This window comes from Dehalococcoidia bacterium (assembly GCA_035310145.1).
In the GTDB taxonomy this organism is placed as follows: Bacteria; Chloroflexota; Dehalococcoidia; order CAUJGQ01; family CAUJGQ01; genus CALFMN01.
In genome coordinates, this window is the sequence record DATGEL010000015.1 from 1 (window position 1) to 23,764 (window position 23,764).

At 70.0% G+C, this 23,764-nt stretch carries 20 protein-coding genes and 1 tRNA gene; 8 read left to right on the plus strand and 13 right to left on the minus strand.

What is annotated here, in order from left to right:
• Positions 1–30: 30 nt before the first annotated feature.
• The 3 genes from VKV26_02390 to xerD form a co-directional block, all read right to left on the minus strand.
• Positions 31–1,395 carry an ISKra4 family transposase gene (locus tag VKV26_02390; protein ID HLZ68737.1) on the minus strand — a complete coding sequence of 455 codons (1,365 nt, stop codon included), beginning with the start codon at positions 1,393–1,395 and terminating at the stop codon, positions 31–33.
• A gap of 92 nt (positions 1,396–1,487) precedes the next feature.
• Positions 1,488–1,790, minus strand: coding sequence for a nuclear transport factor 2 family protein (locus VKV26_02395; protein HLZ68738.1), 303 nt, complete (start codon positions 1,788–1,790; stop codon positions 1,488–1,490).
• A gap of 276 nt (positions 1,791–2,066) precedes the next feature.
• A complete protein-coding gene (gene xerD, locus VKV26_02400; protein HLZ68739.1) occupies positions 2,067–2,978 on the minus strand; it encodes a site-specific tyrosine recombinase XerD in 912 nt (303 codons plus the stop codon).
• Between the two features lie 225 nt (positions 2,979–3,203).
• Between xerD and VKV26_02405 the strand changes: the two genes are divergently transcribed.
• Positions 3,204–3,971: a hypothetical protein gene (locus tag VKV26_02405; protein HLZ68740.1), complete on the plus strand. Its 768-nt coding sequence runs from the start codon at positions 3,204–3,206 to the stop codon at positions 3,969–3,971.
• A gap of 208 nt (positions 3,972–4,179) precedes the next feature.
• Here VKV26_02405 and VKV26_02410 read toward each other — a convergent pair whose 3' ends face one another.
• The 5 genes from VKV26_02410 to VKV26_02430 all read right to left on the minus strand — a co-directional run bounded on the left by VKV26_02410 (position 4,180) and on the right by VKV26_02430 (position 9,829).
• Positions 4,180–4,662 (minus strand): Uma2 family endonuclease, encoded by a 483-nt coding sequence (locus VKV26_02410; protein ID HLZ68741.1) that lies wholly within the window; start codon positions 4,660–4,662, stop codon positions 4,180–4,182.
• 94 nt (positions 4,663–4,756) lie between these two features.
• Positions 4,757–6,610 (minus strand): excinuclease ABC subunit UvrC, encoded by a 1,854-nt coding sequence (gene uvrC, locus VKV26_02415; GenBank protein ID HLZ68742.1) that lies wholly within the window; start codon positions 6,608–6,610, stop codon positions 4,757–4,759.
• A 65-nt stretch (positions 6,611–6,675) separates the two neighbouring features.
• Positions 6,676–7,254 carry a DUF1697 domain-containing protein gene (locus VKV26_02420; protein HLZ68743.1) on the minus strand — a complete coding sequence of 193 codons (579 nt, stop codon included), beginning with the start codon at positions 7,252–7,254 and terminating at the stop codon, positions 6,676–6,678.
• Positions 7,255–7,376: 122 nt separating this feature from the next.
• Positions 7,377–8,999, minus strand: a complete 1,623-nt coding sequence (locus VKV26_02425) for a putative ABC exporter domain-containing protein (protein HLZ68744.1) — start codon at positions 8,997–8,999, stop codon at positions 7,377–7,379.
• Positions 9,000–9,019: 20 nt separating this feature from the next.
• Positions 9,020–9,829: an ABC transporter ATP-binding protein gene (locus tag VKV26_02430; GenBank protein HLZ68745.1), complete on the minus strand. Its 810-nt coding sequence runs from the start codon at positions 9,827–9,829 to the stop codon at positions 9,020–9,022.
• A 112-nt stretch (positions 9,830–9,941) separates the two neighbouring features.
• Here VKV26_02430 and VKV26_02435 point away from each other — a divergent pair, with 112 nt between their 5' ends.
• The 4 genes from VKV26_02435 to VKV26_02450 all read left to right on the plus strand — a co-directional run bounded on the left by VKV26_02435 (position 9,942) and on the right by VKV26_02450 (position 13,079).
• On the plus strand, positions 9,942–11,147 hold the full coding sequence (locus VKV26_02435) for an acyl-CoA dehydrogenase family protein (protein HLZ68746.1): 1,206 nt from the start codon (positions 9,942–9,944) through the stop codon (positions 11,145–11,147).
• 56 nt (positions 11,148–11,203) lie between these two features.
• Positions 11,204–11,275: transfer RNA gene (locus VKV26_02440), tRNA-Met, on the plus strand.
• Between the two features lie 447 nt (positions 11,276–11,722).
• Entirely contained in the window at positions 11,723–12,547 is an 825-nt protein-coding gene (locus tag VKV26_02445) for an SDR family NAD(P)-dependent oxidoreductase (GenBank protein HLZ68747.1), read from the plus strand.
• A gap of 49 nt (positions 12,548–12,596) precedes the next feature.
• Positions 12,597–13,079: a CinA family protein gene (locus tag VKV26_02450; protein HLZ68748.1), complete on the plus strand. Its 483-nt coding sequence runs from the start codon at positions 12,597–12,599 to the stop codon at positions 13,077–13,079.
• A gap of 330 nt (positions 13,080–13,409) precedes the next feature.
• On the opposite strand, the gene VKV26_02455 is transcribed toward VKV26_02450, so the two are convergent.
• Entirely contained in the window at positions 13,410–14,969 is a 1,560-nt protein-coding gene (locus tag VKV26_02455; protein ID HLZ68749.1) for an APC family permease, read from the minus strand.
• Positions 14,970–15,281: 312 nt separating this feature from the next.
• Complete coding sequence (locus tag VKV26_02460) at positions 15,282–15,728, minus strand: hypothetical protein (GenBank protein ID HLZ68750.1); 447 nt, start codon at positions 15,726–15,728, stop codon at positions 15,282–15,284.
• Between the two features lie 458 nt (positions 15,729–16,186).
• On the opposite strand from VKV26_02460, the gene VKV26_02465 reads away from it, so the two are divergent.
• The gene (locus VKV26_02465; protein ID HLZ68751.1) at positions 16,187–18,463 is read left to right on the plus strand and encodes an EAL domain-containing protein; all 2,277 of its coding nucleotides are present in this window, start codon (positions 16,187–16,189) and stop codon (positions 18,461–18,463) included.
• 83 nt (positions 18,464–18,546) lie between these two features.
• On the opposite strand, the gene VKV26_02470 is transcribed toward VKV26_02465, so the two are convergent.
• A complete protein-coding gene (locus VKV26_02470; protein HLZ68752.1) occupies positions 18,547–19,320 on the minus strand; it encodes a hypothetical protein in 774 nt (257 codons plus the stop codon).
• A 22-nt stretch (positions 19,321–19,342) separates the two neighbouring features.
• Positions 19,343–19,894 (minus strand): helix-turn-helix domain-containing protein, encoded by a 552-nt coding sequence (locus VKV26_02475; GenBank protein HLZ68753.1) that lies wholly within the window; start codon positions 19,892–19,894, stop codon positions 19,343–19,345.
• Between the two features lie 190 nt (positions 19,895–20,084).
• Between VKV26_02475 and VKV26_02480 the strand changes: the two genes are divergently transcribed.
• Both VKV26_02480 and VKV26_02485 read left to right on the plus strand, forming a co-directional pair.
• Positions 20,085–20,309 carry a hypothetical protein gene (locus VKV26_02480; protein ID HLZ68754.1) on the plus strand — a complete coding sequence of 75 codons (225 nt, stop codon included), beginning with the start codon at positions 20,085–20,087 and terminating at the stop codon, positions 20,307–20,309.
• A 127-nt stretch (positions 20,310–20,436) separates the two neighbouring features.
• Positions 20,437–23,070 (plus strand): LuxR C-terminal-related transcriptional regulator, encoded by a 2,634-nt coding sequence (locus tag VKV26_02485; protein ID HLZ68755.1) that lies wholly within the window; start codon positions 20,437–20,439, stop codon positions 23,068–23,070.
• Here VKV26_02485 and VKV26_02490 read toward each other — a convergent pair.
• On the minus strand, positions 23,055–23,750 hold the full coding sequence (locus tag VKV26_02490; protein ID HLZ68756.1) for a phenylalanine--tRNA ligase beta subunit-related protein: 696 nt from the start codon (positions 23,748–23,750) through the stop codon (positions 23,055–23,057). The two genes, VKV26_02485 and VKV26_02490, sit on opposite strands and share 16 nt — an antisense overlap.
• Between the last annotated feature and the right edge of the window lie 14 nt (positions 23,751–23,764).

The window sequence follows — 23,764 nt, forward strand, 5'->3', positions numbered from 1 at the left end:
GGGTGTGACAAGTTGTAATGGGTCAAGTGATTAGGCGGCCTGGGCGAGTTGCGTGGCGTGCTGGGCGCGGAGTGCAACCATGACCTGGCCGCCAGCATCCGACCAGCGTGCCCCGGCCCGCTTGAGCCGCTGTTGGATGACATGCCGGGCACTGCTCTCCACCGCCCCCGAGCCGATCGGCAAGCCTGCTGCACGAAACGCCGGGTACTGCATCCGCGCGGCATTCCCGCTGAAGTAGCCCCGCTCCGTGCGCAGCTTGGCCGCCGCCCCGGCGTCGAGCCCGGTGGGCGTGGCCAGGTGCGGCAGAATGGCGGCCACCCCCTGGCTCCGCAGTTCCTCCCGCCGTGCGGTCGCCCACGCCGTCGCCGCGGCACTGCCCACGCCCGCCAGCAGCCCCGCCACGGTCGTCAGGTGTTCGCAGGCGTGGTAGAAGTCCACGATCTCCGTACGGTCGCCGAACTGCGCCGCGGCCTGCTCCCAGATCCAGGCCGCGCCATCGCCGATCACGACGGCGTGCCGCAAGCGTGCCAGACGGTTCCCCCGCCCGTACCAGCCCACCACGTCCACGGCCCCACGCCGCGCCGCCTCCGCGCCCCACTGCGCCCCGAAGACGGCCGGCTGCCCCCGCAGCGCCACATAGCTCGGCGCCTGCAGGTGCGGCGCCGGTCCCTGCTGTGCGGCCACGGTGTCCCACCCACCCACGACCCCGACCTTGACCTCATGCCAGCCGTCCTGAAAGCGCACCATCACCCCGTCCGCTTCCGCCACGAGTTGATCCGGCGCGGGCGCGTGGGGTGCTGGGGCCGTCGCCGTCTGCGCGACGTGCGCGGCCTGCTGCGCCTGCTGCGCCAGCGCGACGGCCCCGGCGGCTTCGGTCACGCTGCGCACCGTCTCCGCGCTGACGACGAGGCCGGTGGTCTGGGTCAGCAGGCGCGCGGCCGCACGAAAGCTCGTCTCGCCACCGAGGGCGACGAGGAGCTGGCGCAGCCCCGCACTCAGGCGTTGCGGTCCGGCAAGCCCCAACGCGGTATCGGTGGGGCTGAAGCCGTGGCCGCAGGGCCCGCACTGCGCCCAGGGCCGCGCGAACTGCAGCGGCCCGGCACGGGTCTGCAGCGTGCGCGGGCGCCAGTCATGCACCGCCGCCGGCTGGTGACACTGCGGGCAGCGTGGCGGCGGGGCCACACTGGTGTCCTGGAGGCGGCGATGACTGCCTGCCAGCGTCGCCGCGAGCAAGGCAGGCGCCGCCGTGCGCAGGGCGCCCAGCACGGCGTTCTCCAACGCGTCCAGGCTGCACTCGGGGTGCTCACCGGCAAAGCGGCTGAGCTCGCTGGCCAGGGCACTTGCGGCACGGGCGAGGGCAGGCAGTACGATCACGACGGGAAGGCGGGAAGTCATCGGCCCCTTCCTGCGCGACCGACCGTCCTCACTACGGTCGGTCGCTCTGTTTTCCTCGTTACCCTACTGCATCGCCACGCCTCGCCTCCGTCTCATCCCTGCACCGTGCTTCCACAACTTCTGGGCACACCCTCGAAGTATGCATCGTTGACACGGCCTAACTCCCCCTGTCCACGGGCGATGACCGAGGTGGGGTCCACTTGCTCCAGATCCACAGTAATTGGCCGGTAGGGGACAATTCCTGTACTCAGACCGGACGCAATTTCCTCCCTGGTTGTGCAGGGTTTCGGTGCCTGGCAGATATTCAGCCCGTCATAATAGGGACTTTCGGTGAACAGCGCGGCAGCGCCGTCCGCGTCGCCGCGATTGATCGCGTCGAAGAACGCCTGCACCACCGCGACCGGATCGGACGCCAGCGCGGGTGTGGGGCTGGGCGCCGGCTGCTGCGCGTCCGCGCCGTACGCCCAACAAGCGAGCACGGCTGCGGCGCAAACGAGCCCAACGCCGAGAGTTCGCCGCACGGCTGCATCTCGCTTCCTACTGATCCGACACGGATACCAGAAGCCGTACGGTACACCACCTGTATGAACGAACGCGCAGCGCCAATTCGCACACACAAAAGCCCCCTCTCCAGTCGCTGGAGAGGGGGTTGGGGGTGAGGCCACGCCGGCTCACACCGCCCGCGGATGCGCCCGGTCGTAGACCTCGCGCACATGGTCGTTGGCAAGCTGGGTGTAGACCTGGGTGGTCGAAATGTTGGCGTGGCCCAGCAGTTCTTGAACGTGGCGCAGCGGCGCGCCGCCGCGCAGCATATGCGTGGCGAAGCTGTGGCGCAGCGTGTGCGGCGTCACCGTGCCGCGCAGGTGGGCCGACTCGGCGTAGCCCTTGAGGATCAGCCAGAAGCCCTGGCGCGTCAGCCGCTCGCCGCGGCGGTTGACGAACAGCGCCTTCTCGCCCGGCGTGCGCACCATCTTGCGCCGCGCCTCGCGCAGGTACATGAGCAGCGACTCGGCGGCGTGTGTGTGGATCGGCACCGTGCGTTCTTTGGCGCCCTTGCCCAGGCAGCGCACGTAGGCCGTGCCGTCGTTGAGGATGATGTCGGTCAGGTTCAGCGAGACCAGCTCGGTGACGCGCATGCCGGTGGCGTAGAGCAGCTCCAGCATCGCCTTGTCGCGCTTCGCCTCCGGCGTGCCGCGGCGCAGCGGTTGCTCCAAAAGCTCGTCCACCTCTTCCGGCGAGATCGGCTTGGGCAGCGACTTGCCCACGCGCGGCGAGGCCAGGTTTTCCGTCGGGTCGCCGGGCGTGATCCCCTCGGCGTGCATGAAGCCGAAGAACGACTTGATCGCCGCCACCTTGCGCGCGACGGTGGCGTCGGCGTAGTCGCGCTGTTGCAGGCTGCGCAGGTACTCCTGGATGCGCGGGCGGTCGATCTGCGACCAGCTCGGGCGGCTGCCGTTGGTGCGGCCGGCGGCGCAGAAGGTCGCGAACTGCTGGATGTCGTTGCGGTAGGCGGCGACGGTGTTTTGCGAGGCGCCCTTCTCGACGGTGAGGAACTGCAGAAAGTGGGTGATGGCGTCTTCCACGGCGATCCTCCTCGCGGCCTCGGCGGCGCTGCGGGTGCTGTCCAACAGGCTACCATAGAATTACACCAAAGTAGTTATTAGATAACAGCCCCCTGTGACTCTTTTTTCGGATCCACACCCGCAAAATCAACCATAAGCGTTGACTTCAGAACGTGTGTTCTATATACTACGCTCATGGCGCTGGGATGAACAGCGTACGCGTGCATCGGATAGAAGGAGCAGGAGATGAGCGAGCAGCAGGCGCCAGCCGCGGAGAAACAGACGGAGCACGCCGGCCACCAGGCCGCCGCGGGCTTCGACCCCGCCCGCTACCTGACCAAGCTCAGCCGCCGGCAGAAAACGCCGGACGGCCAGTGGAAGACGATCGAGCTGGACTACATGGAGGTCAAGTGGCGGCTGCTCTGGCTGCGCAGCGAGCATCCGGACGCGGAGATCGCCACCGAGCTGGCCACGCTCGACCTGGACCGCAACCTCGCCGTGTTCAAGGCGCACGTTGCCGTGCCCGGCCGCGGCAGCGCCACCGGTTGGGGCAGCGAGACAGCCGACGACTGGCGTGACTTCATCGAGAAGGCCGAGACGAAGGCGCTGGGCCGGGCGCTGGCCGCGCTCGGCTTCGGCACCCAGTTCTGCGAGGACTTCGACTTTGGTGGCGACGAGGGCAAAGTCGTGGATGCGCCGGTGGACATCCGCAGCACCCGCGGCGGCCAGGCGCAGCCACCGCGAGCGCAGGCCCAGCCGGCCCGCCGCGCCCCCGAGAGCAACGGCACGGCGCCGGTCGCGCAGGGCCAGCTCGGCGGCGGCGCCTGGACGGACCGCCCGGCCACCGAGCCGCAGATCAAGGCGATCTACGCGATCGCCCGCGGCGCCCAGGCGATGGACGACGGCACGCTGGAGGAGTGGGTGCGCAGCCGCTACCACTGCCTGCCGGCCGAGCTCAACCGCCGCCAGGCGAGTGAGGCGATCGACGCCCTCAAGCTCGGCGCCGCCAGCTAATGTTGTAGTTGTCCCGTCGAACCGCACAGCCCCCGGCCAATCGCTGGCCGGGGGCTGTTTGTTGTCTCGCACTCATCCGGAAGGTTTCGGACGGTTTGCTGAACGTGCGATCACTCCTGCTCCGCGGTCAGTCCCAGCAACGCGTTCAGCGGCAGCGTCAGATCCGGGAAGGCAAGCGGCGAGAGCGTACCGCCCCGTTCCACGATCGTCACGCTGGTGTAGACCCCGTCCCGCGCGGCTCGCGGTTTACCAGCGCCCGGTCGCCATTCAGGTCAAAGATCCATGCCTCGGGAATGCCGGCCGCGGCGTACAGCGGCAGCTTCTCGAAGCGATCGATCGCCAGCGAGGAGTCCGCCTCCTCGATCACCAGCAGCACATCCTCCGGGTTGGGGTGCCCGGAGCGATAGTTATCGGCCCGAAGCCGCACGAGCGCTACGTCCGGCTCCGGCGAAGCCCTCGGCGGCAGGCGGATCGGAATCTGCGTGCGCACCTTCGCCCGGCCGCGTACTCGATCGTAGAACCAGTCGTGCAGGTCCATCACGCAAACGGAGTGGCGGGCTCCCATCGCCGTCATGCAGACGATCCTCCCATCGAGCAGCTCGATGTGCTCATCCTCGTCGAAGATGCCCGCCTCGACCATGCGCTCGTACTCTTCGAGCGTGAAGCGCCGATCTACCAAATCCGCGACCATTGCTGTGCTCCCATGCGCGCCACGTCAGAGCCACCTCATGTGCTGAGTATAGCCAGAGGAGTCGGTGCGCTGATCGGCAGGAACGCCGCGCAGCCTACAGCGCCGCCTTCACCCGCTCGGCCACGGCGCGGGTGATGCCGGGCGTGCCGCTGAGGTCGTCCACGCTGGCCTCGCGGATGCCGCGCACGGAGCCGAACTTCTTGATCAGCGCCTGCTTGCGCGTGGGGCCGATGCCGGGGATCTCGTCCAGCGCCGACTTGATGCTCGTCTTCTGCCGCACCTGGCGGTGGAAGGTGATGGCGAAGCGGTGCGCCTCGTCGCGGATGCGCTGCACGAGATAGAGCGCCTGCGAGGTGCGTGGCAGGATCGCCGGCTCGCTCGCGTCGGAGACGAACAGCTCCTCGTTCTCCTTCGCCAGGCCCGCCGCCGGCACGTCGCCCAGGCCCAGGTCGCGCAGCACGTCCAGCGCCGCGCCCAGCTGCGGCTTGCCGCCGTCGATCAGCAGCAGGTCGGGCAGCTCCGCCCATTTGGCGTTCTCGGCCGCGGCCTCGTCATTGTCTTTGGCCTCGCGCGCGGCCACGGCCCGCTTGAAGCGGCGGCGCAGGACTTCGGCCATGCTCTCCACGTCGTTGTTGCCGTCGCCGTGCTTAATCTTGAAGCGGCGGTACTCGCTGGACCGCGGGTGGCCGTCGATGAAAACGACCATGCTCGCGACCTGGTTCGTGCCCTGCGTGTGCGAGATGTCGTAGCATTCGATGCGGCGCGGCGCTTTGGGCAGGTCCAGCTCGTCGCGCAGCTCGTCCAGCGCCGCGCCGGTCTTGCCCTTGTCCGCCAGCCACTTCACGCGCAGCATCTCCAGCGTCTCGCGCGCGTTCTCGTTGGCGAGGTCCACGAGCTGCTTCTTCTCGCCCCGCTGCGGCGCCGCGACGCTCACCTTCTTGCCGCGCTTCTCACTCAGCCAGTCCTCGATCAACGCCCGGTCCGCCGGCTCGACCGGCAGCAGGATCTCGGCGGGAATGTAGACGGCCGACTCATAAAACTGCTGCAGGAAGCTCTGCAGCACCGATGCGTCGCGCTCCTCGCGCGTGCCCTGCAGCTCGAAGTGGTCGCGGCCGATCACCTTCGTGCCGCGCACGAAGAAGACCTGCACGCAGGCCTCGTCGTCGGCGCGGGTGATGCCGAACACGTCCCAGTCCACGGGCTTCGTCGTCGCCATTTGCTGGCGTTCCATCACCCGCTGCACGGCCTTGATCTGGTCGCGGTACATCGCCGCGCGCTCGTAGTCGTACTCCTCGGACGCTTCCTCCATCTTGCCGGAGAGCTCGTCCACGACTTCTTGGGTGCGCCCTTCGAGGAACTTGATCACCTGCTGGATCACCGCGTCGTACTCCTCTTTGGTGCAGTACGAGGTGCAGGGCGCGATGCAGCGGTGGATGTAGTAGTCGAGGCAGGGGCGCGGGTCGACGCCGGTGATCGTCTTGGTACACGACCGCCAGGGGAAGAGCTTTTTGACCAGGTCGAGCGTGAGCCGCACGGAGCCGGCGCTGGCGTACGGCCCGAAGTAGCGCGAGCCGTCGTTCTCGACCTTGCGCGTGATGTAGACGCGCGGCCACGGATCCTGCAGGTCAACCTTGAGATAGGGGTAGTGCTTGTCGTCCTTGAGGCGAATGTTGAAGAAGGGCTGGTGCTTCTTCACCAGCGTCGATTCGAGGATCAACGCCTCCTGCTCGCTGCGGCAGAGAATGTACTCGAAGTCGGCGATCTGCTTGACCAGCCGCCGCGTCTTCGCCTCCAGGCTGCGCGGTGAGCCGAAATAGGAGCGCACGCGGTCCTTCAGCCGCGTGGCCTTGCCGACGTAGATCACCTCGCCGGCGTCGTTCTTCATGATGTAGACGCCCGGCTTGGCCGGCAGCGCCTTGAGTTGGTCTGCGAACTTGCTGATTGGCATACATAACCAGTATACGCCGGCGTGCAGGAATCTTGAACGTTCGTTCGTACGGCGCCCCGCCCCGCTCAGGTCCGGGCCAGCGCGGCCAGTTTGCGCACGGTGTTCCAGTTGCGGCCCGTGCCGCGCGTGCCGAGCTTCGCCTCGATCAGCGTGTTCGTCAGCCGCGAGCGGCCGATCCCGTCTGGATAGCTGATGTAGGCGTGGCGACCGCCGGAGCTGACGGTCTCTCGGCCAGTAATCGCCGCACGCAGCGCCGCCACGGCCGCGTCGCCAGGTGCATGCTTCAGAAACATGACGACGAGATGGGCGGGGTCGTGCGCGGCGAGATCGGGGAAGGGATTGTCATCGATCACACCGGTCAACTCTTCGGCGCTACGAACCATGAAATCGGTGTGCAGATCGAGCCGCCGGGCCGCTTCCAGCTCCAGTCGCCGTTCGATCTCCGCGGCCGCCGACTGCTCGCCGCGGAAGACGAGATTGCCGGTTTGCAGCAGCGAGCGCACGTCGGCGAAGCCGAGGTCCGCCAGCAGCCCGCGCAGGTCGGTCATGGCGACCGTTGCGTGGCCGCCGACGTTAATGCCGCGCAGCAGGGCGAGATAGACGGTCGTGTGCAGCCACTCCCCTTCCGTGTGCGCGGCGACCACGGCGCCGCGGGCATGCCGCTGTTGTACCGTGTCGCCCGTCGCCGTCGCAAGCCCGACCGTGACCCGCGGAGGTCATGAGCGGCCGGCCGATCGCTGCCGCCGCACCAGCCCGTCGCCGCGGCTCAGACGTCCTGCGGCTCCAGCAGCCGCCGCAGCCGGTCAAGGGCGACGCCGGCCACGGCCAGCACGGCGCTGAGGCCGATGGCGAACAGCACGAGGCCGATCCCGGCGACCATGACATGGGTGCCCGCGCCGCCGAGCCTGCTCAGCGCCGCGAGGATCGCGGCGGCGGCCAGCGCCACGCTGCCCGTCATGAACAGCAGCGCCACGCCCGTGTACAGCAGACAGCCCGCCGAGAGGCCGCTCTGGTGGCCGCGCGTGGCCGCCTGGTCGAAGCGCGGCTGGAAGGCGCCGACGGCCACGCCGGCCGCGCTGCAACCCGCGGCCAGCCAGGCGCCGCCCAGCGCCGCCACGATCAGGGCGCCAGCCGGCGCCTGGTGCAAGAAGGCGAGCGCCATGCCCGCCAGCGCGGTCAGCACGGCCACCGGCGTGGCCACGGCGATCGTCTTGCCCAGCAGCAGGCCGCCGGGTTCAAGCGGCGCGGCGCGCAGCACGTCGAAGGCGGGGCCCTCGCGGCTTACGGCGGCCAGCGCCGGCACCGGCGTCATCAGCAGCGGCACGATCGGCAGCGGCGCCAGGCTGAGCCAGTGTGCAGCGGCGCCGTGGCCGGCCGGCAGGCGAACGAGAATGAAGGGATAGCCGATCGCGTAGGCCAGCGAGGGCAGCAACGTGCTGAGATAGGGCCAGTCACGCAGCGTCGTGCGCCAGTCCTTGATCGCGATCGAGAGGGCCACGGAGTGGGTGCGGGCGGGCGCGGCGGCGCGGCTCCGTCGCCGCCGTGGGCCGGCCTCCCGCGCGCTCGACCAGCCGCTGAGGAAGACGCGGGTGAACAGGGCGTAGGCGACGGCAACGAGCAGCGCCAGGCACCCCGCCAGCGCGACGAGCGCGACTCCCGCCTGCAGCCAGCGGCCGCGGTAGCTCTCGGCGGCGAGCGCGGCGGCCCAGCCGGGCGGCGTCCAGCGCACCCAGCCGCCCAGCGCCGAGACCTTGTCCAGCGAGTTCTGACTGAAGAGGCCGCGGCGGCTGGAGGCGTACCAGAGCAACCAGACGCCCACGCCCAGGGCGCTGCCGGCCAGCAGCACCGCCTCGCGCAGCCGCTTCGCCGGGAAGACGCGCGCCAGCAGCAGCACGAGGCCCAGGTTAAACGCCGCCAGCAGCGCGGTGAGCAGCAGGCAGGACAGCAGCGCCGCGGCGTAGAACAGCGGCGACGCGCCTGTGCCGATCCCGAAGCCGGCGAGCGAGCAGGCGATCCAGGCAGCCGTCAGCAGCGACGGATAGGTGGTATCGAACAGCTTGAGCGCGAAGAGCACGAGATCCGGCAGCGGCGCCGTCAGCAACAGCTCGATGTCGGAGGCGACGAACAGCTCGTTGAGCGCCGTGCCGATGCCGCTGAGCAGCACGAACAGTAGCAGCGCCAGAAAGGGCAGCAGCAGCAGGTCCGCCTCGCGGCCGGGGTACTGATCCTTTGTGGCGGAGGCAATGCCGGCGCCGCCGAGCAGGGTGAACGCGCCGACGACCAGAGAGATGATCGCGCTGAAGGCCGGGCCATAGCGCGCCAGGCCGCGCCGCGCGCCCAACGAACGCCGCCAGATCTTCAGCCGCGTGCGCAGGATCAGCAGCAACATCGCCGCATCCCCTCCGGCGCTCAGCCCGCCAGGTAGCGCGCCAGCTCGCGCTCCTCGTTGCCGCCGGTGAGGCGCAGGAAGACGTCTTCGAGGCTGGCGTCACCGGCGCCGGTGCGCTGGCGCAGCTCGGCCAGCGTGCCCGACGCGATCAGGGCGCCTGCATCGATGATCGCCACGCGGTCGCAGAGCTGCTCGGCGATCTCCAGCACGTGGGTGGAGAGCAGCACCGCGCGGCCGCGGTCGCGCAGGCCGAGCAGCAGGTCTTTGACCGTGCGGGCGCTGCGCGGATCGAGCGCGTTGGTCGGCTCGTCGAGCAGCAGCACCTCGGGCTCGTGCAGCAGCACGCCGGCAAGGCCGAGCTTCTGGCGCATGCCGCGCGAGTAGCCCTCGACGAGGTCGTCGCCGCGTTCCTCCAGCTCGAACAGGCGCAGCAGGCGCTCGATCTGGGAGGAGGGATCCTTCACGCCGAAGAGGCCCGCGGTGAAGCTCAGAAACTCGCGCCCCGTCAGCTTCTCGTACAGGAACGGCGTCTCCGGCACGAAACCGACCACGCGCCGCGCCGCCAGCGGCTGCTGCAGCACATCGACACCGCCGATACGGATCGTGCCCGCGCTCGGTTTCAGCAGCGCGGCGAGCATGCGCATCGTCGTGGTCTTGCCGGCGCCGTTGGGGCCGAGGAAGCCGACGATCTCGCCGCGCGCGACGCGCAGGTCGAGGTCGCGCAGCGCAACCGTCTCGCCGAAGCGCTTGCCGAGGCCGTGCGTCTCGATCGCCGGGCCGTCGGCCGTACCGTCGCGACCGAGGCGATCGCTGCCGAAGGGCTGCATCATGCGGCCAGCATAGCAACCCGACCGCACCGCACCACGTGCGATTGACCGCTCAAACGAGCGCTTACTAGACTCGATTCAGAGGCAGCGCCGTGCAGGCGCCGAGGCAGAGGACATGACGACCACCGCGGACCCCGCGCTGGAGAAACGCGCCCGGCTCGTGGCGCTCGCCGGTGAGCTGGCGGACGACTTCGCCACACGGGCAGCCGAGCACGACCGCGAGAACACCTTCCCCTTCGAAAATTTTCAGAAGATGCGCGAGACCAAATATCTCGCGCTGACGATCCCCGAGAGCCTGGGCGGCCTCGGCGCCAGCCTGCTCGACTTCGCCTGCTGCCAGGAGCGGCTGGCGCAGGGCGACGGCTCGACGGCGGTGGCCGTGAACATGCACCTGTTCGGCATCGGCGCCCTGCTCGAAGGCGGCCTGCCCGACGACGCGGCGCGGCAGTTGATCTTGAAGTCGGTGGCGGACAACGGCTGGCTCTTGGGCGGCAGCCTGACGGAGCCGGAGTCCGGCGGCAATTGGGGCTTCCCCGTGACGAAAGCGGAGCACCTGCCCGGCTTCTACAAGCTCAACGGCCGCAAGATGTTCGCCAGCATGGCGCCGGCGATGAACTTCTTCCTCGTCAGCGCCACCGTGCCCGGCACGGACGGCGCCCCGGACGAAGTCGGCACCTTCGCCATTCCCAAGGGCACGCCCGGGTTGGAGATTATCGAGACCTGGGACGCGCTGGGCATGCGCGCCACGGGCAGCCACGACCTGAAGCTGAGCGACTGCCTGGTGCCGGAGCTGATGCTGGTCGAGAAGCGGCCGGCGGGCGACTTCGACGAGCGCGGCCTGGCGCTGTTCGCCTGGTTCAGCGTCAGCATCGCCTCGGTCTACACGGGCGTGGCCACGGCGGCGCGCAACTTCGCCGTGGAGTACGCGAAGCAGCGGCGGCCGTCGGTTTTGGCGCGCAGCATTGCGCATATGCCGGCGGTGCAGTTCGCGCTGGCGGACATGGACGTGATGCTGGCCACGGCGCGGGCGCTGACGCACACGGTGGCCGAAGAGTGGATGCGCGGCGAGCACCACACGATGGCGGGCATGGTGCGCTTGTTGCAGCCGAAATACTTCGCCACGCCCAATGCGATCGAGGTCGTAAACAAGGCGATGGGCATCGTCGGCGGGCTGGGGCTGTACAAGAAGACGCCTTTGGAGCGCTATTACCGCGACGTGCGCGCCGGCACCTTCCATCCGATCAGCCAGGACGTGACGCGCGAGTGGCTGGGCAAGGCGGCGCTGGGCATCGACCCCACGGCAGAGCCGCGCTGGGGTTGAGCAGCGCCGCCGTGTTTGACGCCCCAAGCGGGCGCTTGCTACGATCGATCGCGCCTGGCAGGGTAGCTCAGCGGTAGAGCAGGGGACTCATAAGCCCTTGGTCGGGGGTTCGAATCCCTCCCCTGCTACCGGGATTCACGCGTGAAACGCCCTGGATTCGGGGCGTTTTTTCTTCGCGTCCGTGGATTTGATACCAACGCTGACAGCAACCGGGCGGCCGGTTGCTGTCAGCCCGTAGCGGAACCGCCCAGCGCCTCGTTCAGCCTGGCCGCGTTGTCGCGCAACAGCTCGGGCGCAAGGCGCACTTAGGTGTTCATTGTCAGACTGATCTGCGAATGCCCGAGCTGTTCCATCACCGAACGCATCGACGCGCCGCCGGCGGGCAAGGGCGAGGCGGCGCCGCGACGCAGATCGCGAAGACGGGGGGCCTGTGACCTGGCGACGGCAGGTCGTTGCGGGAATTAGCCACGCCGGCACGCTACGGGCCCGATTCCGCTATGCTGGCGCTGGCGCGCAGCCCGACCCGGTACGGCAGCGGCCGCCGGGCGGCAAACACGCAGAACGGGAGCGAGGCGATGAGTGAGGCGAAGGTTAACCCCAACGGCGCCCTGGCCGGGCGCGTCGCGGTCGTCACCGGCGCGAGCCGCGGCATCGGCGAGGCGATCGCCCGCCGCCTGGCGATGGAGGGCGCCAAAGTCGTGGTCGCGGCCCGCACCGTGGAGCAGAGCGAGCACCCGCTGCCCGGCACGATCACCGAGACCGTCAAGCACATCCGCGACGCCGGCGGCGAGGCGCAGGCGATCAGGGCCGATCTCTCGCGCAGCGAAGACCGTCACCGCCTGATCGAGCAGGCGCAGGCGGCCTACGGCCCGGTCGATCTCCTCGTCAACAACGCGGCCGTCACCTACTACGCGCCCACGGCCGAGTTCGTCGAAAAGCGGCTGCGGCTGATGTTCGAGGTGCAGGTCTTCGGCCCCACGGAGCTGGCACAGCTCGTCTATCCCGGCATGAAGGCGAAGGGCCGCGGCCACATCATCTACATCTCCTCCGGCGCCGCCTACCACCCGCAGCAGCCCTACACGGCGGCGGCCGCGCGCGGCGGCACGGTCTACGGCATGTGCAAGGCGGCGATGGAACGCTTCTCCACCGGCTTCGCCTCGGAAGTTTACGGCGACAACGTGGCGGTGAACGCGATCTCCCCCGGCCTCGTCAAGACGCCCGGCACCGAGTTCCTCGGCATCACCAACCAGAACACCCGCGACCGCGAGTCGCCCGTCGAGATGATCGCGGAGGCGGTCTGCTTCATCGCCCGCAGCGAGCCAAAGACGATCACCGGCCGCATCGACCACATTCCCCAGTTCCTCGAAGAGTTCAAGCTGCAGCCGGCGGCGCTGATCTGAGCCCATCGGCGCCGATGGCTGCCGCCCGATGTCCCCGGAGGACGCGATGCTGAACGAACTGCTGCCGCTGGCCGAAAAAGCCGCGGCGCTGCTCAAGGAGCGGCGCGAGACGATCGCCGTGGCCGAGTCGTCCACCGGCGGGCTGATCGCGGCGGCGCTGCTCGCCGTGCCCGGCGCCTCGGCCTACTTTCTTGGCGGCGCCGTCGTCTATACGCACGCGGCGCGCACGGCGCTGCTGGCGATTCCGGACGAGGCGCTCAGCGGCATGCGCGCCTCAACCGAGCCGTACGCGCTGCTGCTGGCGCGCACGGCGCGTGAGCGCTTCGCCGCGAGTTGGGGCTTAAGCGAGAGCGGCGCCACCGGCCCCACGGGCAACCGCTACGGCGACGCCGCCGGCCACAGCTGCCTCGCGCTCGCCGGCGCGAGCGAACGCGCGATTACGCTGGAGACCGGCGACGCCGACCGTCTGCGCAACATGCAGGCTTTCGCCGCCGCGGGCCTGGAGCTGCTCCTGCAAGGCCTGGCGCGCTGAGCACAGATGAGCTCCCTCGCTCCCCCGTCCCCACTTTCCCTAACCCAATCTGGAGGAGATCCGCGGCTGTTCAAGCGCGTATGGGAGAGAGGGGCGATCCGGTAGCGCTGGCGCGAGGCGGCGCCGGACGGTACGACGCGCCGCAGGCGCGACCGACGGCGCGAAAGGCGCTGGCGGTGCGCTCCCGCAGCAGCCTGCTAACCCAATCCCGCCCCGGAACTTCCTGCCAATGATCGCCCCTCTCCCTCTCTCGATGTACCATCGCGTTCCACGCGATATACACGATTGGGAGAGGGAGAGGGGTCGGGGGTGAGGGTGAGGGCCGACCGCCTACGCCCCCGTCTGCACCGAGGCGCTGAGCATGGAGCGGCCCTGCCGCGCCGAGTTCCAGACGAACCAGAGGATGCCCAGCACCACCCACACGCCGACGATCAGGATCGCCATCTGGCCGTCCTGGGCCGAGTTGCCGCCCGCCGAAAGGGCGATGTAGAACACGGCGAGCATCATGAAGATGTTCAGCACCGCGCCGGCGGCCGGAACGATCTTGTGCCGCAGGAAGTCGCGGTCGGCATGGCTCCAAAAGGCCACGAGCGTCACCAGGCAGGTGAAGCCGTACAGGATAAAGGTGCCGACGTTGGAGGCGAGCGTGATCTGCAGCAGGTTGTCGGCGCTGCGCACGCCGTAGGCGCCGAACAACGCCGAGACGATCACCATGCACAGCACGCCGTAGTGCGGCGTGGCGTACTTGCCGTGCAGGAAGCCGAGCAGGCCCGGCATCTCCTTGTCACGGCCCATCACGTAGGTGATGCGCACGCCGGTGTTCATCGCCGAGAGGATGCTGCCCACCAGCGCCAGCACCACCGTGACCGCCACGATCGTGGCGAAGGCGATGCCGAGGTTGCTGAACCAGTGATCGCCCATGTACTTGAGGAAGTCACCCAGCGGCGATCCGGAGGCCGCGGCCGCGGCATAGCCGGTTGGCGCGGGCGTGTTGGCGTCTGGCGCCGTGCCGACGATGTGGCTGCCAATGAAGTAGTTGGCGGCGAAGTACTCGAACAGGTAGGCGAAGATGCCCTGGATCGTGAGCGAGAGCAGGATCGCCTGGCGGATGTGGCGCTTCGGGTTCTTCGCCTCGGCGCCCAGCGCCGTCACCGACTCGAAGCCGACCAGCAACAGGATCGCGATCGTCCCCTGGTAGACCACGCTGCTGAAGTGGTGCGGCGTGAGCACGTCGATCACGCCGCTGTGCTCGTACTGCAGGCCGCCGTGCGTGGCGCGGAACACGATCGCCAGCACCGAGACGAGCAGCAGCGTCACGAGCTGGATCACGTTGATCGCCAGCGCCGTCATCGTCGAGCCGTTGATGCCGCGCAGGGCGATAAAGCCGATCAATGCCGCCGCGACAACCGCGATCAGCATCTGGACGTTGATGTTTACCGCCGTCGAGCTGTACAACCCGACGACGTAGACGATCAGCGTGGCGATAAACGCGACGAGGATGCCCGGATAGACCCAGTAGTAGAGGTGCGAGATCCAGCCGGCGGTCATCTTCGCCGCGCGTGCCCAGCGCTGATGGTGCGCCTTCTCCTTGTCGAGGAAGGCGGCCTCGGCGAAGTAGTAGGACGAGCCGGCGCCGGCCCGCGGGTAGAGGTTTGCCAGCTCCGAGTAGCAGAGCGCGGTCAAAAAGGCGATCGCGATCGAGGCGATCAGCGCAAACCACATATCCGACGCCGTGCGGCTCGAGCCGTTCGCCAGCGTGGCCTGCGCCTGGAACGTCGTCCAGAGGAAGGCGCCGGGCGCGATCAGCGCCATCGCGTTCACGGTCAGGCCGGTGAGGCCCAGGGTAGGCTGCGGGCCGCCTTCGGACGCCGCCGGTGGATTGGCCGCCATACGCTCCTCCTTAAAGATCTCCGCTGGTCATAGGGAGCGAGCCCCCTGTCACCCCCGAATGTGAAGTCCGCTGCGCGGACGATGATTTCACCGCGGGCATCACGCTTGCCTCGAAGAGCTCCGCTGGTCGTACGGGGCAAGCTTGGGTACTGGATGGGCGCTTACGCGCCCATGGCGCTCACCCCGAATGTGGAGTCCGCTATGCGGACGTAGATTTCAGTGCGGGCATCACGCTTACCTCGGGTAACGCCGATGGTCGTAGGGGCAAGTCCTCTTTCGCCCCGGTCGCAGGGTCTGTCGTGCAGCAGCAGGCTAGCGCCGGCCGCCGGCGGCGCGCAGGCGGCGCCGTTTGGCCGCGTTGCCGCGCCGCGACGACGTGGCTAGCGGAACGACGATCGGCGCCGCGCTGCCGGCGGCCGTGCCCGTGTGCAGGCGGGCGGCCAGCCAGAAGACGGCGAGGCTGGACGCCACGCCCAGCGCCGTGGCAACGCCGCCGATCGCGCCGTAGCCGCTGGAGACACGCCAGAGCACGAGCGCGTAGATGCTGAGCGCGGCGGCGGGCAGGTGCTTCCATGCCGCGCGCGGCGGGCCGGAGAGATAGTAGAAGGCCAGCAGCGGCATGGCCGCCGCCCAGAGCAGCGGCAGCGCCCCGGTCTTGATGTGGACGAGCGCAAACGACCAGGAGATGCCCAGCGCCACCGTGGCGCCGATCAGCGCCCCGCCGCGCAGTTTCACCAGCATTGCCTGCTGCAGCTTCATCGTCGCTCCAATGACCAGGTCTGTGACGAAATGCGCACAAAATGGCGCAACGATCGCCGTTCGCCGGCAGCATGCACAGCCCGCGCAGCATTTCCGGCTTCTCGGTCGAGGCGTTCTCATCGTCGTGTTTCGCGGTTTCGCCAGTGTGTCCCCAATGTGAAATCTATGTTTCTGCAGGGCAGTATCCGGCTGCGTCGCCGTTTTATGTGTCGCCAGCTCCATAACGCTCGCCAGGGCGCAGCTTCGCCGTTTCCTGCAGATTTCCAGGCGGTTTACCGTACGTTACGCCGGCCGCGCCGCCGGGTCTGCCGCGCGTCCGGCGTGCTAAAGTTTCGCCGCGCCGCCGCGATACTTGCGGTGAGCTCTTGCGTTCGCCTAGTCGCACGGCGCCGCGGTTCGGCCTTCCGGCGCCGCTGCCCGGTTACGACGCGGTTATGTAATAATGAGGCGCGGCGCCCATGACGACGACGGCTGGTGAGGCAGATGCCACGGAGGAGTTCTTGACCTCCGAGACCCCGCAGCAGGAGCCGTATGTGCCGGCGATGCACCAGGCCGTGCGCCTGCTCGCCCTGCACGAGCTGGCGCTGGACGCCGGCCTGGCGCACTCCACGTCAGAGCTGGGCGAACGCATCGTCGAGGCCGCGCTGCGCATCAGCGAGGGCGAAAGCGCCTCAGTCTATCTCTGGGACTCGGGTGAGGGCCTGCTGCGCGCCGTGGCCCACGGCGGCGAAGCGACGCCGCCGCCGCCGGAACGCGTGCAGCCGGGGCAGGGCATCACCGGCACGGTCTGGCAGCTCGGCTCGCCGCTGATGGTGGATGTCTTCGACGGTGGCGACGCCAGCGGCCGGACGGGCCTGCGCGCCACGCTCGGCGCGCCGCTGGAGGCGGGCACGCAGAAGCTCGGCGTCGTGATCGTGCGCCGCTACGCGCCGGGCGCCGCCTTCTCCGCCGAAGACACGCGCCTGCTCAGCCTGCTGGCGGCGCAGGCCGGCCACCTGCTGGCGCGCCGCTCGGCTGAGGAGGGGGTGCGCGCCAGCGAAGCGCGCTTCCGCGCCCTGGTGGACCGCAGCTCCGACATCATCCTCGTGCTCGACCCGATCGGCACGATCACCTTCCTCAGCCCCGCCGCCGAGCGCAGCATCGGCTACCCCGCTGAGCGCCTGCTCGGCAGCAGCATCTTCGAAACGATCGCCCGTGAGGACGCCGAGCGGCTGCACAGCGCCCTCGACGAGGTTTCCGCCACGCCGGGGCACCAGCGCACGGTCGAGTATCGTCAGCAGTCTGGCGACGGCGCCTGGAGGTATATCGAGGCGATCCTGCGCAACTCGCTGGACGATGCCCACGTGGACGGGATTATCGTCACCGCGCGCGACATCACGGCGCGCAAGCAGGCCGAGGAGCTGTTGCAGCACCAGGCGCTGCACGACGCGCTCACCGGCCTGCCCAACCGCATCCTGCTGCAAGACCGCCTGCAGCACGCCATCCGCCTCGCCTATCGGCAGCGCTCGCCGCTGGCCCTGCTCTTCCTCGACCTGGACCAGTTCAAAGAGGTGAACGACCGCTTCGGCCACCATGCCGGCGACCAGCTCTTGCAGCAGGCCGCGCCGCGGCTGCAAAGCGCCCTGCGCGACTCGGACACGCTGGCGCGGCTGGGCGGCGATGAGTTCGCCGTGGTGCTGCCCGGCGCCCGCAACCCCGAGGCCGAGATCGTGGCGCAAAAGATCGTGCGCGCCTTCGAGCAGCCCTTCGTGATCGACGGCCGCCACCTCACCATGCACGTGAGCACCGGCATCGCCCTCTTCCCCGACCACGGCGCCGATGCCGAGACGCTGGTACGCCACGCCGACCTGGCGATGTACGCCGCCAAGCGCAGCGGCAGCGACACCGCCCGCTTCGGCGAGCCGCAGGCCGCGGAAGACCCGAACCGGCTGGCGCTGCTCTCCGAGCTGCGTCGCGCCCTGGCCCAGCGCTGGCTGCTGCTGCACTATCAGCCCGTGGTCGAGCTGCCCTCGGGCCGCATCGTGCGCGCCGAGGCGCTGGCGCGCTGGCAGCACCCGGAGCGCGGCCTGCTGATGCCCGACCAGTTCATCCCGCTGGCCGAGCAGGCGGGGCTGATCGCGCCGCTGACACGCTGGGTGCTGGCCACGGCATTGCGCCAGTGCCGCGCCTGGCGGCTGGAGGGACTGGAGCTGGGCGTCACGGTCAACCTCTCGCCCAAGCTCGGCTACAACTCGCTGCTCTCCGACACGCTCACCACGCTGCTCTCACACCTCGAAGTCGATCCGGGCTGGCTCACCTTCGGCATCACGGACAGCGGCGTGGCCGAAGACCTGCGCCGCGCCGTGGCCATGCTGCAGCAGCTCGACGCGGCGGGTGTGCGCCTCTCCGTCGAGGGCTTCGGCTCCAGCCAGTTCACACAGCCGCACCTGGCCCAGCTTGGCGTGGACGAGATCAAGATCGACCGGGCGACGGTCGGCCGCATGGTTGAAGACCCGCCCGCGCACGCCGTCGTGCGCTCCGTGATCGAGCTGGCGCACAACGCCGGCCTGGTGGTGGTGGCCGAGGGCGTGGAGAACCAGGAGACCTGGGACGCGCTGGTGGCGCTGGGCTGCGACGCGGCGCAGGGCTTCTTCGTCGGCCGGCCGATGCCCGCCGGCATGCTGGCCGCCCGTATGCACGAGCAGCTGCGAACTCATAGGGAACAGGGAACAGGGAACAGGGAACAGGGGGCGTAGGGACGCCGGGACGAGGAAATAGAGCACAGAAAATAGGAACGAGGGACGAGGCCACCGCACCCCTATTTCCTATTTCCTCGTTCCTATTTCCTCGTTCCTGATTCCTCGTCCCTCGTCCCTATTCCCTGCAGCGCCTCGTGCAGCGCCAGCATGAAGCCGGCGCCCTCCGGCAAGCCCAGCCGCGGATAGCCGACGGCCTGCGCCGCCGCGTCGCCGTAGAGGCAGGCGATGATCACCGGATAGGCGGTCTCCTCGCGGCGCGGGTCGATCACGGCACGGATCGCGGCCAGCTCTTGCACTGAGCGGTCGGGCGGCGGCGTTTCGGCGAAGGCGGCGACCTGGCCCTCCTGGCGCAGCATCTGGCCGAGCGTGCGCGGCTCGCCGTGGCGGCGCACATAGCAGGCGCGGAAGATCGCGGCGAGCGTTTCCCGGCGCACGGTCTCGCGCGATGGCGTCTCGCTGCTCCAGAGCAACACCGTCGCCCAGCCGCGCTTGAGCGCCGCGTCGATCTCGAAGCGGTGTTTGGCGTCGGTCAGCTCGCGCTGCGTCCAGCCGCCCTGCGCGTCGTCGGCGACGACCAGCCCGACCTTGAGCGAGCCGGCCTCGCCCGCCAGCCGGCGGCCGGCATCGGCGGCGGCCTCGGCCGCGACCGCCTCCGCGTCGAGCGCCAGCAGCGCGTCGAGCACGGCGGCGACGTGTTCTTTGCCCATCGGGTTGAGCGCGACGAGCGGCAGCAACTCCACATCGTTTGTGCCGCCCTGCATCGTCGCCAGGTACTTGCGGAAGCGCGCGAAGCCGCGCGGCGTGTGGTACAGCTCGCGCTCGACGCGCAGCAGCGGGACCAGTTCCAGGTGCATCGGTTCCGCTCCAGGGCCGTGGCTACGCCTGCGCCGTGTCCGGGCCGATGCCGCGCAGCACCAGGCCGACGAGTTGTGGGCGCGCCCGCTCTGAAGCCCAGCCATGGCGGCCGCGCAGGTGCACGTAGGGCCAGCAGACCGCGTTGAAGACCACGTTCGCCAACTCCCGCGGATCGCCCGCGGGCTGCAACGAGCCGTCGGCGAGGCCGTCGCGCAGCAGGCGCTCGATCGGCCCGTTGAAGTTGAAGCCCGGCGCCCCGGACTGGTGAAAGGCCGTGTCCGAGGCCAGCAGCAGCGGCAGGTGGCGGTCGGCCACGCTGCAGAGCGCCTCCAGCGCCCGGCGCAGCCGCTCGCGGCCGCTGCCTTCGGCCGTGAGGATCGGCCAGAGCGCCTCGCGGTAGTCGGCGGCGAGCCGCTCGAGCAGGGCGGCGATCAGCGACTCGCGGGAAACGCCCTGCCGCCAGAGCGTGACCCGGGAGACGCCCGCCTGTTCGGCCACGCGGTCGAGGCTGACCGCCTCGAGGCCGCCCTCGGCCAGCACGGCCAGGGTTGCGTCAAGCAGTTTTCGATCCATCGGCACACGGACCTCGCCGGCCGCGGTGGAACATGATAGACTCTTCTGTGAGACGTCATCGTTTCATATACGCAGCGTAACAAACACACACAAGCAGCGCGATCTGCACACGCTTGTAGCTGGCGCCTGCTGCTTAGTGTACCCGCTTGGCCGGCGCCAGCCGCAGCGCGGATGGAGAGAGGGCGAAGCCATGGACTTCGGACGCATTCAGGAGGCGCAGGAACGCCGGCGGCAGGAGCTGCGCGCTGCGCAACGCCGGTCCGCACTGCTACGGGAACTCGATCTGCTGGCCGCCGAGCGAGCGGCCACGATGCGGCACGGCGCCAGGGCGAACCGCCCGCCGCGGGCCGCCCGCTCGCTCGCCTGCTGGCTACGCGCCCATTTCGCGCGGGCGCGGGCCTGGCGGCGAGCGTGAAGGGCGGCATCGCGCAGGCTGGGTGTGCGGGTGCGCGAAATGCGCCTCACCGATCGTTTATCGTGGACGGAGGCGTCTCGCCGGGAAGGCGCCCGGCGCGGCCGTCTCGTACGCGAGGCAAAGCGCGATGTCCAGCAGAAACCACGCGCACGCCGCGAGCCCGTTCACTCCCGCCGCGTTGCCCGCGCCGCGCACGCCGCTGCTGGGCCGCGACGACGAGCTGGCGGCCGTGCGAGCGCTGCTGCTGCGCGACGACGTGGGGCTGGTCACGCTCACCGGCGCCGGCGGCTCGGGCAAGACGCGGCTCGCCATCGCCGCTGCCCGCGCGGTCGCGGACGCCTTCCCCGATGGCCTCGTCTTCGTCGACCTGGCGCCGCTGCGTGAGCCGGTGCTGCTGCTCGGCGCCCTGGCGCGGGCGCTGGGGCTGCTGGAGACGCACGCTCCGGCGACGCTGGACGATCTCGTCCGCGCCCTCGATGGCAGGCGCCTGCTGCTGCTGCTCGACAACTTCGAGCAGCTGGCGGAGGCGGCGCCGCTGCTCGCCGCGCTGTTGGAGCGCTGCCCGCTCCTCACGCTGCTGGTCACCAGCCGTACGCCGCTACGCCTGCGCGACGAGTACGAATACGGCGTGGCGCCGCTGGCCTTGCCGGCAGAGGGCGAAACGGATCTCAGCAGCGTGCAGGCGAGCCCGGCGGTGCAGCTCTTCTGCGCCCGCGCCGCCGCGGCGCGCTTCGGCTTCACGCTCGACGCGGAGAACACCCCAGCCATCGCAGCGATCTGCCGGCGGCTGGACGGGCTGCCGCTGGCGCTGGAGCTGGCCGCGGCGCGGGTGCGCACGCTCTCACCGGCGGCGCTGCTGGCGCGGCTGGACCGGCGGCTGGCCCTGCTGGTGGAAGGGCCGCGCGACCTGCCCGAGCGGCAGCAGACACTGCGCCAGACGCTGGCCTGGAGCTACGAGCTGCTGAGCGCCGAGCAGCAGGCGGTCTTCCGGCGGCTGGCGGTGTTCGCGGGTGGCTTCGGGTTGCAGGTCGTCGCCGCCGTCTGCCTGCCGCCAGGCGCCGATGCCGACGCCCTGGCGCCGATCGCGGCGCTCGTCGATCAGCACCTGGTCACGCCGTTGGCCGATCTGCAGGGCGAGCCGCGCTTCGGCCTGCTGGAGACGGTGCGCGAGCTGGCGATCGAGCGGCTCGAGGCCGCAGGAGAAGCCGAGGCGGCGCTGCGCCGGCACGCGCGCTGCTATCTCGATCTCGCCGAGGAGTCGGACACGCTGGAGGCCGACCGCAGGGCCGAGGTGTGGGCGGACCGCCTCGCCGCCGAGCGCGAGAACCTGGCAACGGCGCTGGAGTGGGCGATCGCGCACAGGGAGACACAGATCGCCCTACGTTTCGTCGCGGCGCTGGGCTGGTACTGGCGCCGGCGGACGGAGCTGCGCGCGGGCCGCGACTGGGCCGAACGGGCGCTGGCCCTGTCCGACGCGGCGGAGTTCGAGCGGGCGTGGGCCGGGGCGATCACGGTGAAGGCCCGGCTCAACCAGGCCGAGGGGATCCTGGCGACGGAGCTGGCCGGGGCGCTGCGGGAAGCGGCACGCATCCTGGAGACACACGGCGACAAGCGCGGCGCCGGCCGGGCGTGGTCGGCGCTGGGCGCCAACCTGCCGGATACCGCCGAGGGGCGGGCGCGCAGCCACGAGGCCGCGGGCCTCTTCCTTGCGGCCGGCGACCGCCCGCAGTGGGCGCTGGCGACGATCAACGCGGCGATCTACACGGATGTGGCTGGCGATCAAGCCACGGCGCTGCGACTGTTCGACGAAAGCCTGCGCGCCCTGCGCGCCTACGGCGATCCCTGGTACCTCGCGCATGGGTTGCAGCAGCTGGGCATGCAGCGCTTTCGGCACGAGGAGTATGAGGCGGCGGAGGCGCCCCTCGCCGAGGCGCTGGCGCTGGGGCGCGCGAGCGGCGACTGGATCGTGGCCACACGCACGCTCGACCTGCTGGGCGCCGTGGCGGACCGGCTGGGCGACGAGCGCCGCGGCGCCGAGCTGCTCGCCGAGAGCCGCCGCATCAGCCGTGCGCGTGGTCTGAGCGCGCGGCTGATGGAGACGCTGATCCTGCGCGCCGTCTACCTCAACAGCCGCAACGCCTCCGCCCGCGCCCGCGAGCTGCTGATCGAGGCGATCGAGCTGGCCCGCGAGCAGGGGCACCTGGCCAGTCGCGGCTTCGCCCTGGGCACGTTCGGCGCCATGGCCAACCGCCTGGGCGATCCGCGCCGCTCGGCCGTGCTGTTCGGCGCGGGCGAGGCGCTGCGCGAGCGGGCTGGCGCCCCGAACACCGCGATCAGCACAGGGCTGCACGAGCGCACGATGGCCTCGCTCAAGCGCAAGCTGGGCGAGGAGGCGTTCGCCGCAGCCTGGGCCGAGGGGCGGGCGCTCTCCGAAGACGAAGCGATCGCATTGGCGCTCGCGCTGCCCATCCCCGCCGAGCCGGCCGCTCAAGCCGTATCCGTCGCGCCGCCGCAACCCACGGCAGCTCCCGCGCGGCTGCCCAACGGCCTCAGCGCCCGCGAAGTCGAGGTGCTGCGGCTCGTAGCGCTGGGCAAAAGCAACCGCGAGATCGCCGCTGCGCTCGTGATCAGTGTGAACACCGTCTTCCAGCACGTGCGCAGCATCTTGAACAAGACCGGCTGCGCCAACCGCACCGAAGCCGCTGGCTACGCACTGCGGCACGGGCTGGTGGAGTACGCCGCGATCTATGCCGGCGTGTAGAGCAGCCGCGCCGTGCCGCCGCAGAAGCGCGTGGTCAGCGCGGTCAACTCCTCGACGGCGGCGCGGATGCTCGCGGCGGGCGTGTGCATGTTGCCCTGCACGATGTAGAAGGCGGCGGTCGTGCTTTCGGTGACTTTCGTCTTCTCTACCTGCACGACCTCCATGCGGCAGAGCACGTCGTTCGCCGCGTCGCAGTAGGCGTATTCGCCGGCGAAGATGGGCTCCGGCTCGGCCGCGCCCAGCGGCCGGAAGCCCTCGCTGCCGTCCGTGAGCCGCAGGCAGACGCCGCCCTCGATCCGCGCCACGTCGTGGGCGCCGAGCGCCAACCGCGTCTTCAGGCTCACGAGGTTATAGATGTCCACCAGCAGGTTGACGCGCGGCAGCGCGCCCGTGCGCTGAAAGCGGCCCAGCAGCGCCTCCGGCGAGGCCACGAAGCGGCGGTTGGAGCGGCCCACGCGCGTGTGCAGCTCGCGGAAGCCGGCCAGCACGGGGTCTGTCTTCGCAAAATCCGGCGCGGCGTACTGCTCGCGCAGCGCCGGCAGCTCGGCCTCAAGCAGCGCCTCGAAGGCCGCGTGCGTGGCGCGGCTGGCGATGCCGTCGATCACGAGGTAGGCGCCGCCGAGGCCCAGCGCCAGCACCTCCGGCGCGATCGTGAACGTCAGCTCGGCGGGTTCGGCCACGCGGCAGCCTCCGG